This is a genomic window from Roseovarius maritimus, from assembly GCF_043355895.2.
GTDB lineage: Bacteria > Pseudomonadota > Alphaproteobacteria > Rhodobacterales > Rhodobacteraceae > Roseovarius > Roseovarius maritimus.
The window spans coordinates 232,733-246,745 of record NZ_JBHFPF020000002.1 but is presented as its reverse complement, the minus strand read 5'-3'; the positions used below and the strand labels follow the sequence as shown (position 1 = coordinate 246,745).

The 14,013-nt window shown below is 62.8% G+C and carries 13 protein-coding genes; 8 read left to right on the top strand and 5 right to left on the bottom strand.

Features of this window, described 5'->3' with window-relative positions; genetic code table 11:
• Positions 1-12 precede the first annotated feature (12 nt).
• The 4 genes from ACEWPM_RS06035 to ACEWPM_RS06020 are packed head-to-tail and all read right to left on the bottom strand — an operon-like array spanning position 13 to position 3,559.
• Positions 13-783 (bottom strand): ABC transporter ATP-binding protein, encoded by a 771-nt coding sequence (locus ACEWPM_RS06035; protein ID WP_393961529.1) that lies wholly within the window; start codon positions 781-783, stop codon positions 13-15.
• Complete coding sequence (locus ACEWPM_RS06030; RefSeq protein WP_393961528.1) at positions 780-2,171, bottom strand: FAD/NAD(P)-dependent oxidoreductase; 1,392 nt, start codon at positions 2,169-2,171, stop codon at positions 780-782. The genes ACEWPM_RS06035 and ACEWPM_RS06030 overlap by 4 nt, the downstream gene beginning before the upstream one ends.
• Positions 2,164-2,481: a (2Fe-2S)-binding protein gene (locus ACEWPM_RS06025; RefSeq protein ID WP_393961527.1), complete on the bottom strand. Its 318-nt coding sequence runs from the start codon at positions 2,479-2,481 to the stop codon at positions 2,164-2,166. Before ACEWPM_RS06025 ends, ACEWPM_RS06030 begins: the two co-directional genes overlap by 8 nt.
• Complete coding sequence (locus tag ACEWPM_RS06020) at positions 2,447-3,559, bottom strand: NAD(P)/FAD-dependent oxidoreductase (protein ID WP_393961526.1); 1,113 nt, start codon at positions 3,557-3,559, stop codon at positions 2,447-2,449. Before ACEWPM_RS06020 ends, ACEWPM_RS06025 begins: the two co-directional genes overlap by 35 nt.
• 103 nt (positions 3,560-3,662) lie before the next feature.
• Between ACEWPM_RS06020 and ACEWPM_RS06015 the strand changes: the two genes are divergently transcribed.
• Complete coding sequence (locus ACEWPM_RS06015; protein ID WP_393961525.1) at positions 3,663-4,571, top strand: LysR substrate-binding domain-containing protein; 909 nt, start codon at positions 3,663-3,665, stop codon at positions 4,569-4,571.
• Between the two features lie 272 nt (positions 4,572-4,843).
• On the opposite strand, the gene ACEWPM_RS06010 is transcribed toward ACEWPM_RS06015, so the two are convergent.
• Complete coding sequence (locus ACEWPM_RS06010; RefSeq protein ID WP_393961524.1) at positions 4,844-5,440, bottom strand: rhodanese-like domain-containing protein; 597 nt, start codon at positions 5,438-5,440, stop codon at positions 4,844-4,846.
• Between the two features lie 1,137 nt (positions 5,441-6,577).
• On the opposite strand from ACEWPM_RS06010, the gene ACEWPM_RS06005 reads away from it, so the two are divergent.
• The 7 genes from ACEWPM_RS06005 (at position 6,578) to ACEWPM_RS05975 (ending at position 13,961) form a co-directional block, all read left to right on the top strand.
• Positions 6,578-7,390, top strand: coding sequence for a TIGR00282 family metallophosphoesterase (locus ACEWPM_RS06005; protein ID WP_393961523.1), 813 nt, complete (start codon positions 6,578-6,580; stop codon positions 7,388-7,390).
• On the top strand, positions 7,387-8,322 hold the full coding sequence (locus tag ACEWPM_RS06000; RefSeq protein WP_393961522.1) for a DMT family transporter: 936 nt from the start codon (positions 7,387-7,389) through the stop codon (positions 8,320-8,322). The genes ACEWPM_RS06005 and ACEWPM_RS06000 overlap by 4 nt, the downstream gene beginning before the upstream one ends.
• Positions 8,323-8,380: 58 nt before the next feature.
• Positions 8,381-10,120, top strand: a complete 1,740-nt coding sequence (locus tag ACEWPM_RS05995; RefSeq protein ID WP_393961691.1) for an SLC13 family permease — start codon at positions 8,381-8,383, stop codon at positions 10,118-10,120.
• Between the two features lie 74 nt (positions 10,121-10,194).
• Positions 10,195-10,935: a YebC/PmpR family DNA-binding transcriptional regulator gene (locus ACEWPM_RS05990; protein ID WP_393961521.1), complete on the top strand. Its 741-nt coding sequence runs from the start codon at positions 10,195-10,197 to the stop codon at positions 10,933-10,935.
• Positions 10,936-11,138: 203 nt separating this feature from the next.
• Positions 11,139-11,723 (top strand): HNH endonuclease, encoded by a 585-nt coding sequence (locus tag ACEWPM_RS05985; RefSeq protein ID WP_393935036.1) that lies wholly within the window; start codon positions 11,139-11,141, stop codon positions 11,721-11,723.
• 212 nt (positions 11,724-11,935) lie between these two features.
• On the top strand, positions 11,936-13,312 hold the full coding sequence (soxC, locus tag ACEWPM_RS05980; RefSeq protein ID WP_393961520.1) for a sulfite dehydrogenase: 1,377 nt from the start codon (positions 11,936-11,938) through the stop codon (positions 13,310-13,312).
• A complete protein-coding gene (locus tag ACEWPM_RS05975) occupies positions 13,299-13,961 on the top strand; it encodes a c-type cytochrome (RefSeq protein ID WP_393961519.1) in 663 nt (220 codons plus the stop codon). The genes soxC and ACEWPM_RS05975 overlap by 14 nt, the downstream gene beginning before the upstream one ends.
• Positions 13,962-14,013 lie beyond the last annotated feature (52 nt).

Here is a 14,013-nt window from a genome sequence, read left to right as displayed (position 1 = left end):
TTGGTGTTTGGGTCAGTTCATGCGGGACAGAAACGCCTGGAATTCAGGCGTCTCCGGGTTGGAAAAGAGTTGCGCCGGCGGGCCCTGTTCGCAGACCTCGCCCTGATGCAGGAACACGGTTTTGGACGACACGTCGCGGGCAAAGCCCATTTCGTGCGTGACAACCAGCATCGTGCGGCCCTCGTCCGCCAGATCGCGCATCACGCTCAGCACTTCGCCGACCAGCTCGGGATCGAGCGCCGAGGTCGGCTCGTCAAACAGCATCACATCGGGGTCCATGGCCAGCGCGCGGGCGATTGCCACGCGCTGCTGCTGACCGCCTGAGAGGTGCGCGGGGTAATAGTCGGCGCGGTCCGACAGACCGACCTTCTCCAGCAGCGCCGCCGCCTTGTCGCGGGCATCACGCTTGGGCGCCTTTTGCACGTAGAGCGGTCCCTCAAGGACATTTTCCATGACCGTCATGTGCGACCAGAGGTTAAAGCCCTGAAACACCATGGCCAGCCGCGCACGCATCCGCTCGACCTGGCGGATATCTTCGGGCACCGTCTCGCCGCGGCGGTTGCGTGTCATCCGCATCTGCTCGCCCGCCAGCCAAACCTCGCCGGAATTGGGCGTCTCAAGCAGATTGATACAGCGCAGGAACGTGCTTTTGCCCGAACCGGACGCGCCGAGGATGGCGATCACCTCGCCTTTTTGCGCTTCGAGCGAGACGCCCTTGATGACGTCATGTGCGCCAAAGCTCTTGTAGAGGTCGGTGACCTTCAATGCGGCGGGATCGCTCATGCGCTTTCCTCCAGTCGGGTTTTCAGGGTGGCCAGTTCTCCGAGGCGGACCGGCGTGACCGGTGTGCGCGCCCGCGGCGGATCGACCCGCGCCATTGCAGTTGCGTCACCGTCTGCAACGATGCCGCGTATGGTGCCTTCGCACATGCGCCCTTGGCAAGGGCCCATACCGGCGCGCAGAGCTGTCTTGATCTGGCGAGGCCCCGCCGCGCCTTCCGCGATGCCCTGCCGTATGGCGCCTGCACTCAGTTCTTCGCAGCGGCAGACGATGGTCTCGTCGGGCGGCGACAGGATTTCGGCGGGTGGCCTGTAGGCGGCATCCAGAAAAGGCCGGATCGCACGGGCACGAAAGAGCGTCGCGCGGGCGGGCGCCGACCCTTGGTTGCGCGCATCCTCGCTGATGCGCCCGCTGCTGCGCAATATGTCCAGCGCGGCCATCTCACCGGCCGCTTCGGCCGCCTCGGCGCCACCGATCCCGGCGCCGTCGCCGGCGACGTAAACCCCCGGCCGATCGGTCCGGCCCCAGGCGTCGCAGACAGGTTGCAACGCGACCTGGGCCGGGTTCCAGACATGGGCAATTCCTGCAGATCGGCTCATGTGGGTTGATGGAATCACGCCCTGATGCGTCAGCAAAAGATCACAGGCGATGCGCTCCGTGCGCCCTTTCCTGCGAAACCTGAACTCAATCCTGTCATCGTCATCTGCGCTTGCGCTGAAGCATGAGGCGTCCGTGTAGCGCGGCACGCCCGCCGCGCGAATCCTGGCCAGAAGGCCGAGCCCCTTCGCCAGCGTTCTTGCGCCGAAGAGCGCCTTCGGCAAGTGCGGCAGCGCGCGCAGCAGCATCCGCTTGCCCTGCGTTTCAACCAGCGCCAGCGGCGCGTGGCCCGCGTTGATCATCTGCGCGGCCACGAGATAAAGCAAAGGCCCAGAACCCGCGAGAACGGCGTTTCGCGGCAGCAGCCCGGACGTCTTCATCAGTATCTGCGCAGCCCCCGCGGTCATGACACCCGGAAGCGTCCAGCCGGGAAATGGCACGGGCCGCTCTTGCGCGCCACTGGCCAAAAGAACATGTGGCGCAACGGCGACATGGCTGGCCTCGCCATCGGACCAGATCACGCGGGGGCCGGCCTCGATCCGCCAGAGGCGGGCACCCGGCCGATGGTCGATGTTCGGATGATCCAGCGCGTCTACAAGCCTTGCGCCTGCCCGGTAATCCTTACCGAGCCAATTGAGGCGGTCGCCGCTCTGTGAGACGTTGCGGAAAATCTGCCCACCCGGCCGGGACTGCTCATCAAGCAGCAATACGCGCAGACCGTTCTGCGCAGCAATGCTGGCTGCCGTCATGCCTGCTGGCCCTGCGCCAATGATGATGATGTCAGCGTCAGACATCGCGCGCCTCCGCCAGCTTCCGCAGGCCGATCTGGCGTTTCACGATCATGCCCTCGCGGACAGGTGTCATGCAGGCCTGCACGTTGGGCCTGCCGTCGATCTCGACCAGACAATCGAAGCAGACGCCCATCATGCAGTAAGGCGTGCGCGCGGCGCCCCCCGCCGTCTGGCGGGTTGGCGCGCCGGAATGCGCCAGTAGGGCCGCAGCCACAGATGCACCGGCTGGCGCCGAGACGGGCGTGCCTTCAAAATCAAACTCTACCAGCGCGCCCGGCTCAGGCGGCGCTTGAAAGCGCGAAACGACGTTCATCGAATGCCTCCAGTTCTGGCGCATCAGCGCGTCCTTCGATCCAGCCGGGCAGGACATTCGCATGAAGCGGCGCAAGGGTGATGCCGCTGTGACAGGTAACCAGAAACGCGCCCGGGCAGGCGTTAGAGCGCGCATAGACGGGATAGCCGTCCGGCGACATGACCCTCAGCGCCCCCCATGACCTGATCACACGCACATCGGCGAGGGCGGGGAAAACGGAGACGGCATGTCGCGCCAGGCCCGCCATCACGTCCAGCGTTTCGCCATCGTCATAGCCCGCATCCGCCTTGGTGCCGCCAATCTGGAGGCCCCCTTCGTCGACCTGCCGGATCGTGCTGGACAGAAAGGGCAGACGATCCGCCAGTTTTTCGGTAATGAGCAGCTCGCCCCGCTGCGGCGTGACTTTCGTCTCGAACCCCAGATCCGAGGCGAGCGAGGCCGTGCCCAGACCGGCGCATAGAACGACCGTTCCGGCGTGCAGCGGTGCGCGGTCAGCAACAGAAATCTCGAAGCCGCCACCCGGGCGCGCGGTGACGCTTGTCACATGCGATCCAGCGCTGATGTGGCCGCCTGCAGCCAACACGCCGCGCCGCAGAGCCCGCAAGAGACGCAACGGGTTCACATGCCCGTCGGCTCGCGAAAATGTAGCGCCGACCACCTCGGGCCCGATCCCGGGAATGTCCCGGCGCAGATCGTCACCGTGGAGCACATCATGGGCGAAGCGGTTGCCGAGATGCCGTTGCTGCTCCATGAGGATACGGGCGAAAGAGCGCAGCTCCTCTTCGCAGGTAAAGAATTCAAAGCCACCGCATTGATCGAGCGCGACGTCGATACCTGACAGATCTTCAAGACGCTTCGAAAATTCAGGCCAAGCGGCCAGCGCATCACTCGTCCACCGGGCATAGGGCGCGAAATTCCATCCCTTGCCCTGGCCCCAGACCAATCCGAAATTGCCCTGCGATGCGCGCGCATCAATATCGGCTCCATCAAGCACCCGCACCCGCCGTCCGGCCAGCAGCAGGCCGAGCGCGACCGAAAGGCCGACGACGCCGCCTCCGATGACTGTGATATCAGGCAACTTGCGATCCATAGGGCTCCTCCGCCGTCATCATGGCTAAAGCGGAGGCATAATAATAATCGTAATATTTGCTTTATACATTCCATTTGGATATGCATTAGCAATGCTCCCTCGCCTCACTCACCGTCAGATCGAAGCCTTTCGCGCCGTTATCGAGACCGGCAAGGTCACTTCGGCCGCAGAGGTCTTGGCGACGACGCAGCCGTCCATCAGCAAACTGATTGCCGATCTAGAAAATGCCGCCGGCTTCGCACTTTTCGAGCGGCGCGGGCGACAGGTCATCCCCACGTCCGAGGCACTGGCACTATACGAGGAAGTCGAGCGATCCTTCGTCGGAATGTCCGAAATTTCCCGCGTCATTGAGGATATACGTGATTTTCGTAAAGGCAGCTTGCTGATAGCCGGAATGCCCGCACTCGCGCTCAAGTTCCTGCCCGACGTGATTGCGCAGTTTGTCGCTGAAGAGCCGGGCATCACTGTATCCTTGCGCGCCCGCAGCTCACAGGCTGTGCTGCGACATCTCAGCTCGCAGCAATTCGATCTTGGGTTCGCCGCACTTGATAACGATCATCCCGCCGTCACACGCACACCGATTTTCACCGCGCCGATGCTTGCCGTGCTGCCCCCGGGCCACGAACTTGAGCGCAAGGACAGCCTCACGCCGTCAGACTTCGACCAGCAATCCTTCATCGCCCTCGGCGCCGAGATAGGGACCCGCTCCGAGACCGATCTTTTCTTTGCGTCGCGAAACGCGCGGCCGCGGATCATTGCCGAAGCTCAGTTGTCGGCTTCCATCTGCGAGCTGGTCGCCAGCGGTGCCGGACTATCCATCGTCGAACCCGTCACCGCGACGAATTTTGCGACCGCAGGAAAGATCTCTACGCGGCTGCTCGATCCTGAACAGCCGTTCCGCTACGATCTTCTGCTGCCTGCGATGCGCCGCCCGTCCAGGGTGGCCTCCCGCTTTCTAGAACTGGTGAAGCAACATTTCGAGACGCTATTGCAGTCATGAAGCGGTTTTTGGCCCGTCTCTCTGATGTTGATGCAGGCCGACGATAGCACGCATTGGCCCATTGCGGACGTCGAGCGTCATTGCTGCAAAAGACCGCTCCAAAGCCTTGGCGATAATTCTATAACAAGCGTCATACCAGCTGGCCGCCAATTCCAGTGAATGCCCGGCGCAGTCTGCGCCGGGCTGACATTGCTGTCAGCAGGTTTTGCGCTCCGGAATGTCTCGAGCGCGGAGTTTGGATTTCATTGACTAACTTCCGCAGCCAGTGTCGATCACATCTCACCTTCGATGACGGTCAGGCCGAGGCTGTTCCACCCCTGCATGCCACCGCGATAATAAAATATCTTTTCGGGCGGATACCCTTCGCGGAGCATCGCCTTGATCGCCATTGGGGATTGGCCGCACCACGGGCCATTGCAGAACAACAGGACCTCTTCTGCACTCGTGCAATCCCAACTGCCCTCACTGCCAGTGCAGCCGATTTCGTCGAGGCGGCTGGCCATTTCCGTATAGGGCATATTGATTGCGCTCGGGATAGTTCCATCGAGATGCCAGTCCAAGGTTCTGCCATCGATGAGTTTGCCACCTTTTTCGGCGAATTTCAGAACTTCGATCTCGCCGACAGTGGTCACGCCGGGCGCGATCTGCATGGGCTGAATGCAAAAAGGGGGACATTTGCGCGATGTCTTGGCGTAGCTCGGATCAATCGTCGCATCAGTGTCCTGATTGCGAATGATTTCGACCGGTCCGCCCGACGTTTCGACGGTGACGCTGCTGAGGTCTCCATTTATCTTTACGTCAAGCTCCTCTGCAGAAACCTGCGTCACAGATACGCCCGCTATAATCAGGGCTGCGAATAGTATTCTCATGACTTCCCCCATTATCAGTGTGTTCAATCATATTGACAGGATCTCAAATTCCAATCAATGCATATGTCGAGGGCTGGTATGCCCAGAACCTGCCGCACCTGATCAATGAATCTGCGGCGAAGTTAAGGGCTCAGGAATCTTCCTTTGCGGTCCCGATCAGGATCAGCTTCTCAAGCGTGAGATCCAAGACAGCACGTGTCAGCCGGTGGTTCTCTGTCTCAAGCTTCTTGAGCCCATCCGGTCCGCTCGCCGGGACTTGTAGTGATAGGTGGGCATGACGATGCATACGGCCCCAAAGGCTGTTGATTGTAACTGCGAGAGAAATGCGAGATTTTGAGTGATGCGGCTTGATCAAGTGGCGCGGTTATCCGCGTCGGCTTCTGCGACACCGTCGGTGAACGTGACGCCTTCGATGACCAATCCGCCCAACAACGACAGCCGCAAGCACCGCGACGACAAGGGCAAAAAGCGTATTGGACCTCATGACCCGAGCGGAACTGCGGTGTGTCGAAAAGCTGGATCGTAAGCTCCAATAATTCGACATGGGCCCAATCATTCTTCCGACGGGCTTCGAGCGCATGCAGGTATCTCTCTATAAGCTGGTACAAGACAGCGGTCTGGCTTGGGATACGGTCCGCGCGGTACTGCGAGGCACCGGCACAATTTCTTCGTTGGGCCGACTGCCCGCGTCCCTCGGACTGAGGTGGAGCTGGAGCGCATCATCGATTACAGCGGGTCCGGCCACCGGACCTGGGAGGGCTGTGAGAGAAGCTGCGCGCTGGAGCGTTCGCTTGATGTCGCGCTGGTCGATCCGGTCGATCGGAGTCCTTCTGAGTTTGGGCAGCACATGCCGACGCAGCGGGCCAAACTAGCGGCCGTCATCGCGCTTCAATGTCTTTCCATGTGTCTCATAGGCGTCTTCTGCGACAGCTTCGAGCGTATCAACGACCCGCCGGATTTGGCCGAGCCGGATCCGTCTTTGTTTCCTCCGGCGGGGGTATTTGGCACCAAGAAAAAACCTTGCGCGTCCATGGCTTCATCTTGGCGGAAATACTCTGTTCCGCCACCTGTGGCGCACACTGTCCGCGCGATCATGTGCTCTTGCGCGTGCACCTTGCGCAGCCTAACACTTGACCCATGAAATTACTCTTTCTTGGCGATGTGATGGGGCGCGGTGGCCGCCGGGCGATAGCAGAGATGCTACCGGGGTTGCGCGCGGAATGGGGTCTCGATTTCGTCGTGGTCAATGGCGAGAATGCGACCGGCGGCATGGGCCTGAGCGGCGAGCATGCCAAGGGTATTCTGGATGCGGGCGCGGATTGCGTGACGCTGGGCGATCATGCGTTCGATCAAAAGGACATGCTGCGCGCCATTGAGTGCGAGCCGCGCATCATCCGGCCGATAAACTTTGCCAAGAGCGCGCCGGGACGCGGAGCGCGCGTCTTTTCCGATGCGCGCGGGCGCAAGGTTCTGGTGGCGCAGGTGTTGGGTCAGGTCTTCATGAAACGGGCCTTTGATGATCCGTTCTCGGCGCTGGATGCCACCTTGCGTGCGCATGTGCTGGGCGGTGCCGTTCAGGCCGCGATCATCGACATTCATTGCGAGGCGACAAGTGAGAAGATGGGTGTCGGACATTTCTGCGACGGGCGCGCGTCGCTGGTTGTGGGCACGCACACCCATGTGCCCACCGCCGATGCGCAGATCCTGCCGGGCGGCACCGCATTTCTGAGCGATGCGGGCATGTGCGGCGATTACAACAGCGTCATCGGCATGGACAAGGAAGAGCCGCTGCGCCGCTTTGTCACCGGAATGCCCAAGGGTCGGTTCTCGCCTGCGATGGAGGAAGTCACCGTCTCGGGTGTCTATGTCGAAACCGACGACCGCACCGGCCGCGCCACCCGGATCGAGATGGTGCGCCAAGGCGGGCGCCTTGCCCCGGCAGGGCCGTGAGCGGGCGCGAGCTTGGCCCCTATGCCATCCTGATGGTGATGGGGGCGGGATGGGGGCTAAGCGTGCCCCTGTCCAAGATCGCTGTCAGCACCGGGCATCTGCCCCTTGGCCTGATCTTTTGGCAGGAGGTGGTGATCGTCGCGCTTCTGGGCGCGATCTGCGCCGTGCGCGGCAAGCCGCTGGAACTGGGCCGCCAATACTGGCGGCTTTACGCGGTTGTGGCGCTCTGCGGCGCGGTGCTGCCGGATATATTCTTCTACCTCGCGGCGGCGCGGCTGCCGGGCGGGATCATGGCCATCATCATCGCGAGCGTGCCGCTTTTCTCGCTGCCCATCGCGCTGGCGCTCGGCAACGAAGCCTTTTCATGGCGGCGGGTCATGGGCCTCAGCTTTGGCATCATCGGCATCCTGCTGCTGATCGGGCCTGAGGCCAGCCTGCCCGAAAAGGCGATGGCCGTTTTCATCCCCGTCGCCCTGATGGCGCCGCTGCTTTATGCGACCGAGGGGAACCTGGTGGCGAAATGGGGTATCCAGGGGCTGGATTCGATGCAGGTGATCCTCGGTGCCTCGCTGCTTGGCATGGTCGTCACCGCGCCTCTGGCGCTGCTGACGGGCCAGTGGATCAACCCGCTGGACAGCTTTGGTGCACCCGAACTGGCGCTGGCCGCCTCGGCGGCCCTACACGGGCTGGTCTATGCCGTCTACGTCTGGCTGGTGGGCCGCGCGGGATCGGTCTTTGCCGCGCAGGCCAGCTATCTGGTGACAGGATTTGGCGTGATATGGTCCATGCTGCTGCTGCACGAGCGCTATGCCATCTGGGTCTGGCTGGCGCTGGGCATCATGATGATCGGCATCGCTCTGGTCCAGCCGCGGTCCCGCACGTCGCCGCTTGCACCGGTGCGGCCCATCGGCGAAAATGGTGTGAACCAGTAAAAGGCAGATCCCCCCGGTGATTGCATATTTCGACGTGTCGCAAACGACGCAGGCTGTCATGACGCTCGGCGTCGTTGCGGTGATGTTCGTCTTTTTCATTCGCGAGATCTATCCAACCGAGGTGGTGGCGATGTCCGGGGCGGCAGCGATGCTGGTGCTGGGGCTGCTGCCCTACGACGCCGCACTGGAGGTGCTGTCGAACCCTGCGCCCTGGACCATCGCGGTCATGTTCATCATTATGGGGGCACTGGTGCGCACTGGTGCGCTGGAAGCGTTCACATCGCTGGCCGACAGGCAGGCGCGCACCAATCCCAAGCTGGCGGTGGTGATGCTGCTGGGGCTGGTGATCATCGGCTCGGCGGTGATGAACAACACGCCTGTCGTCGTGGTGATGATCCCGGTTTTTGTGCAACTGGCCCGCACGTTGAAGATCCCGGCTTCGCGGCTGCTGATTCCACTCAGCTATGCGGCGATTCTTGGTGGCACCCTGACCCTGATCGGCACCTCCACGAACCTCCTGGTCGACGGTGTGGCGCGGGCGCGCGGCATGGAGGCCTTCGGCATTTTCGAGATCACGCCGCTGGCCATCGTGCTGGTCGCCTGGGGCATGATCTATCTGCGTTTCATCGGGCCGCTGTTGCTGCCGCATCGCGACAGCATGGCCGACATGCTGTCGGATCGCAGCCGCATGAAGTTCTTTACCGAGGCGGTGATCCCCCCCGAAAGCAACCTGATCGGGCGCGAGGTCACCGGCGTGCAACTGTTCAAGCGTGAGGGCGTGCGCCTGGTCGACGTGGTGCGCGGCGACCAGTCGCTGCGCCGGGACCTGACGGGTGTCGCGCTGGAAGTCGGGGACCGCGTGGTGCTGCGCACCCAGATGACCGAACTTCTTAGCCTGCAGAACAACAAGAGCCTGCGCCGCGTCGATCAGGTCAGCGCGGTCGAAACAACGACCGTCGAAGTGCTGATCACGCCGGGCTGTAAAATGGTGGGGCGCAGCCTTGGCTCGCTGCGGCTGCGGCGGCGCTATGGTGTCTATCCGCTGGCCGTGCACCGGCGGAACCAGAATATTGGCCGCCAACTGGACACCCTGATCGTCAAGGTGGGCGATACCCTTCTGCTGGAAGGCGCGCCCGAGGATATCCGGCGCCTGTCGTCCGAGATGGACATGGTCGATGTCTCGCAACCCTCGGCGCGGGCCTTTCGCCGGGGCCATGCGCCGATCGCCATTGCCGCGCTGATCTCCATCGTCGGATTGGCGGGCCTCGGTGTAGCGCCGATCCTTGCGCTGGCAGTGGTGGCTGTCGCCGCCGTGCTGCTGGCACGCTGCATCGATGCAGACGAGGCGTTCTCATTCGTCGATGGGCGGCTTCTGGCCCTGATTTTTGCCATGCTGGCCATCGGGGCCGCACTGGAGGAAAGCGGCGCGGTCGGGCTGATCGTGGGCAGTATCGCGCCCTCGCTGATGCTGCTGCCGGGCGTTCTGCTGATCTATTCGGTCTACCTGATGACCTCCATCCTGACCGAGATGGTCAGCAACAATGCCGTCGCCGTCGTCGTCACCCCCATCGCCATCGGGCTGGGGCAGGCGATGGGGATCGATCCGCGCCCGCTGGTGGTGGCGGTCATGGTCGCGGCCTCGGCCAGTTTCGCGACGCCCATCGGCTATCAGACCAATACGTTGGTCTACGGCCCCGGCGGCTATCGCTTTACCGATTTCTTGCGCATCGGAGTGCCGCTGAACCTGAGCGTCGGCCTTGTGGCCTCGGCCCTGATCCCGTTCATCTGGCCGCTTTAGGCGCGGCTTGCGCGCAGGGCGCCTCGTGTCTTATAGAGGCGCAAAATCCACATCATCCTTTTCAGAGGTAATTCATGGCCGGCCATTCCAAATGGGCAAACATCCAGCACCGCAAGGGACGGCAGGATGCCGCACGCTCCAAGCTGTTTTCCAAGCTGAGCAAGGAAATCACCGTTGCCGCCAAGATGGGCGATCCCGACCCCGAGAAGAACCCGCGCCTGCGCATGGCCGTCAAGGAGGCCAAGACGCAATCCGTGCCCAAGGACGTGATCGACCGCGCGATCAAGAAATCCCAGGCTGGCGACAGCGAAGATTACGAGGAAATCCGCTATGAGGGCTACGGCCCCAATGGCGTGGCCGTCATTGTCGAGGCGATGACCGACAACCGCAACCGCACCGCCAGCACCGTGCGCAGCACCTTCACCAAGAATGGTGGCAACCTAGGCGAGACGGGTAGCGTCGGCTTCATGTTCGAGCGCAAGGGCGAGATCGTCTATGGCGCCGATGTAGGCGATGCCGACACCGTGATGATGGCCGCGATCGAGGCGGGGGCCGAGGATGTCGAATCCTCGGAGGATGGTCACACGATCTGGTGCGCCGATACCGATCTCAATGACGTCTCCACCGCGCTCGAGGCGGCGCTGGGCGAGAGTGAAGCGACCCGCCTGGCCTGGCGTCCGGTGACAACGACCGAGATGGACCTGGACGCGATGCAAAAGCTGATGAAGCTGGTCGATGCGCTGGAGGATGACGACGACGTGCAGCGCGTCACCACCAATTTCGAAGCCTCGGACGAGGTCATGGCCCAGCTTTGAGCATGTGATGCCGGCGGCTCCGCGCAGCCTGGATCCCGGCCCGCCGGCCACGCCCCTTGCGATCAATCCGTTCCCTGTCATGCGCCTGTCACGCAATCTTGCGATGGCATACCCAGATGCGCCATGAACGGCAGGGTTGCCGATCACCGCATACGAGATATAGTCATCGGGACGGATCAGCGCAGGCGGGGACGATCACGATAATGGAAGGTGATTTCAGGACCGAATTCGTACGCGCGCCATCGGCGCTGCGCCAGCACCCGGCGCTGGTTCTCAACGCCGATTACCGGCCGCTCAGTTACTATCCACTTTCGCTCTGGTCATGGCAGGATGCGATCAAGGCGGTCTGGCTGGACCGGGTCGATATCGTGGCCGAGTATGACCATGTGGTCCACTCGCCCAGTACGAGGATACGGATCCCCTCGGTCATTGTCCTGAAGGACTTCGTCAAACCTCAGAAGCGCGTGGCATTCACGCGCTTCAATCTTTTTCTGCGGGACGAGTTCTGCTGCCAGTATTGCGGCGCACGAGGCGATCTGACCTTTGATCACGTGGTGCCGCGCGCCAGTGGCGGGCGCACCAGTTGGGAAAACGTCGTCGCGGCCTGCGCGCGCTGCAATCTTGCAAAGGGATCGAAGAGCCTCGCGCGCTCGGGCATGTCGCTGCGCAAGCCGCCGCGCCCACCCGGCGCCGAAGAGCTGCGCAACACGGGCCGAAAGTTTCCCCCGGGATATCTGCATGATAGCTGGCTGGATTTCCTCTACTGGGATGCCGAGCTGGAGGCGTGACCGCGGCGCGGCCATAGGCGCAGCCACTACCCCTCATTCGACAAAGAGCCTCGGGAGGTCGTTCATCCTGTGCTATCATGTCGCAGTCCGCCCAGGATCACCTCTGGGAACGGGCAAGGGCGTCAGTGTGATTCCATGCCATTCGTTCAGGGAACCGGATCCCTCCCTAGCATGTAGACTCTTGACGTCGCGCAATTGCATTGGAGGTTGCAATGTCCGAAACTGATAGATTTCCCGCATCTCTGTATGGCCCCGCCGAAAAGCGCATGGCCGAAAGCCTGGTCGAGATCGAGCGCCAGGCCCTTGAGGATGACGAAGACTGCGACTGCAAGGACGGCATGTTCAACGGCCTGACGCGTCGCGGCCTCCTGATGGGCGGTGTGGCCCTCGGCGGCAGCGCATTGGCCGGTGGCCGCGCGCGGGCCGAGGCGCCTCCCGGTGCAATCGAATACGACGTGCAGCCCGACCCGACCAAGGAGCAGGGGCGCCTCATCCTCGACGACGGCGGCTATGGCTCGCGCTCGCAGTTCGAGAACGAAGTGCGCTGGCGCTATCCAACTGCCAGCATTGACTCCAGCTGGTCGATGACGCCGCTCGCCTCGGGGCGGGGGATGATCACCCCCTCGGGCCTGCATTTCGAGCGGCATCATGCGGGCATCCCCACGATCGACCCGCAGACGCACGAACTCATCCTGCATGGCATGGTCGATCAGCCGATGCGTTTTACCATGGATGATCTGAAACGGCTGCCCTCGGTCAGCAAGATCCACTTCATCGAATGCTCGGGCAACGGCCTGACCGAATGGGCCAAGCCGACGCTCAAGACGGTGCAGGGCACGCATGGCCTGACATCGACCTCGGAATGGACCGGCGTGCGCCTGTCGACACTGCTGGAGATGGCGGGCGTGCAGGACAGCGCCGCGTGGATCCTCGCCGAAGGTGCGGACGCGGCGGTGATGACCCGTTCGGTCCCGTTGGACAAGGCAATGGACGACGCGATCCTGGCCTATGCCCAGAACGGCGAGGCGATCCGCCCTGAACAAGGTTACCCTCTGCGCCTGCTGTTGCCCGGCTATGAGGGCAACACGCATATCAAGTGGCTGCGCCGGCTGGAGGTCAGCGACAAGCCGTTCATGACCCGCGAGGAAACGTCGAAATATACTGACCTCATGCCGGATGGCACCGCGCGCCAATTCTCGCTGGAGATGGAGGCGAAATCTGTCATCACCTTCCCTTCGGGCGCGATGAAGCTGCCGCGCGCGGGGTTCTACGAGGTGACGGGCATCGCATGGTCCGGCCGCGGCAAGATCACGAAAGTCGAGGTCTCGGCCGATGGTGGCGAGACATGGCAGGAGGCCACGCTGGACAGCCCCGTGCTCGACAAGTGCCACACGCGGTTCCGATTGCCATGGACATGGACGGGCGAGGAAGCCGTGCTGCAAAGCCGCGCTGTGGACGACACGGGCTATGTGCAGCCGACCCTCGAACAGCTGGTCGAGGTGCGCGGGCTGAAATCGGTCTATCATCTCAACGCAATCCAGAGCTGGCATATCGCGCCGGACGGGGAGGTGCACAATGTTCACGCGTAACCTGACACTCATCTGCGCCGTCTCGGCGCTGGCCTTGCCTGCTTTTGCGCAGGACGTCGCGCGCAGTTTCGCCGAACTGCCGGAGACACTGGAATCCGGCGAGCGCGCCCCGATGGAGGTGCCGAAATCCAGCGCCGGGGAGGTGGGCGAGATCGCGCCCGCCGAGAATGCCTTTGGCGTCGGCCAGCCCGCCACCGAGGAGGAGATCGCGGCGATCAATATCGACGTGATGCCGGACGGGCGCGGCCTGCCGGATGGCAGCGGCACCTATGCCGAGGGCGAGGAGCTCTACGAGACGATCTGCGCCGCCTGCCATGGCCCGGACATGATGGGCATCGCAGAGCTGGGCGCGCCCCAGCTGATCGGCGGACGCGGCACGCTGGCCACCGACGCGCCGGTCAAGACGGTCGAAAGCTACTGGCCCTATGCCAGCACGTTCTTCGACTACACGCACCGGGCGATGCCAATGACCGAACCCGGATCGCTAAGCGCCGACGAGGTCTATGCAATCAGCGCCTATGTGCTGGGCAAAGCCGGCATCACCAGCACCGAGCCGGACAGTGTGATGGACGCCGAGGCATTTGCGAAGGTCGAAATGCCCAACGCGGATGGCTTTGTCTCCGATCCGCGCCCGGATGTCGGGGAATAGGGACCTGCCCGAGCACGTCGAGCGAGGCTCAGAAAGGCTCATGGCGCCGCCG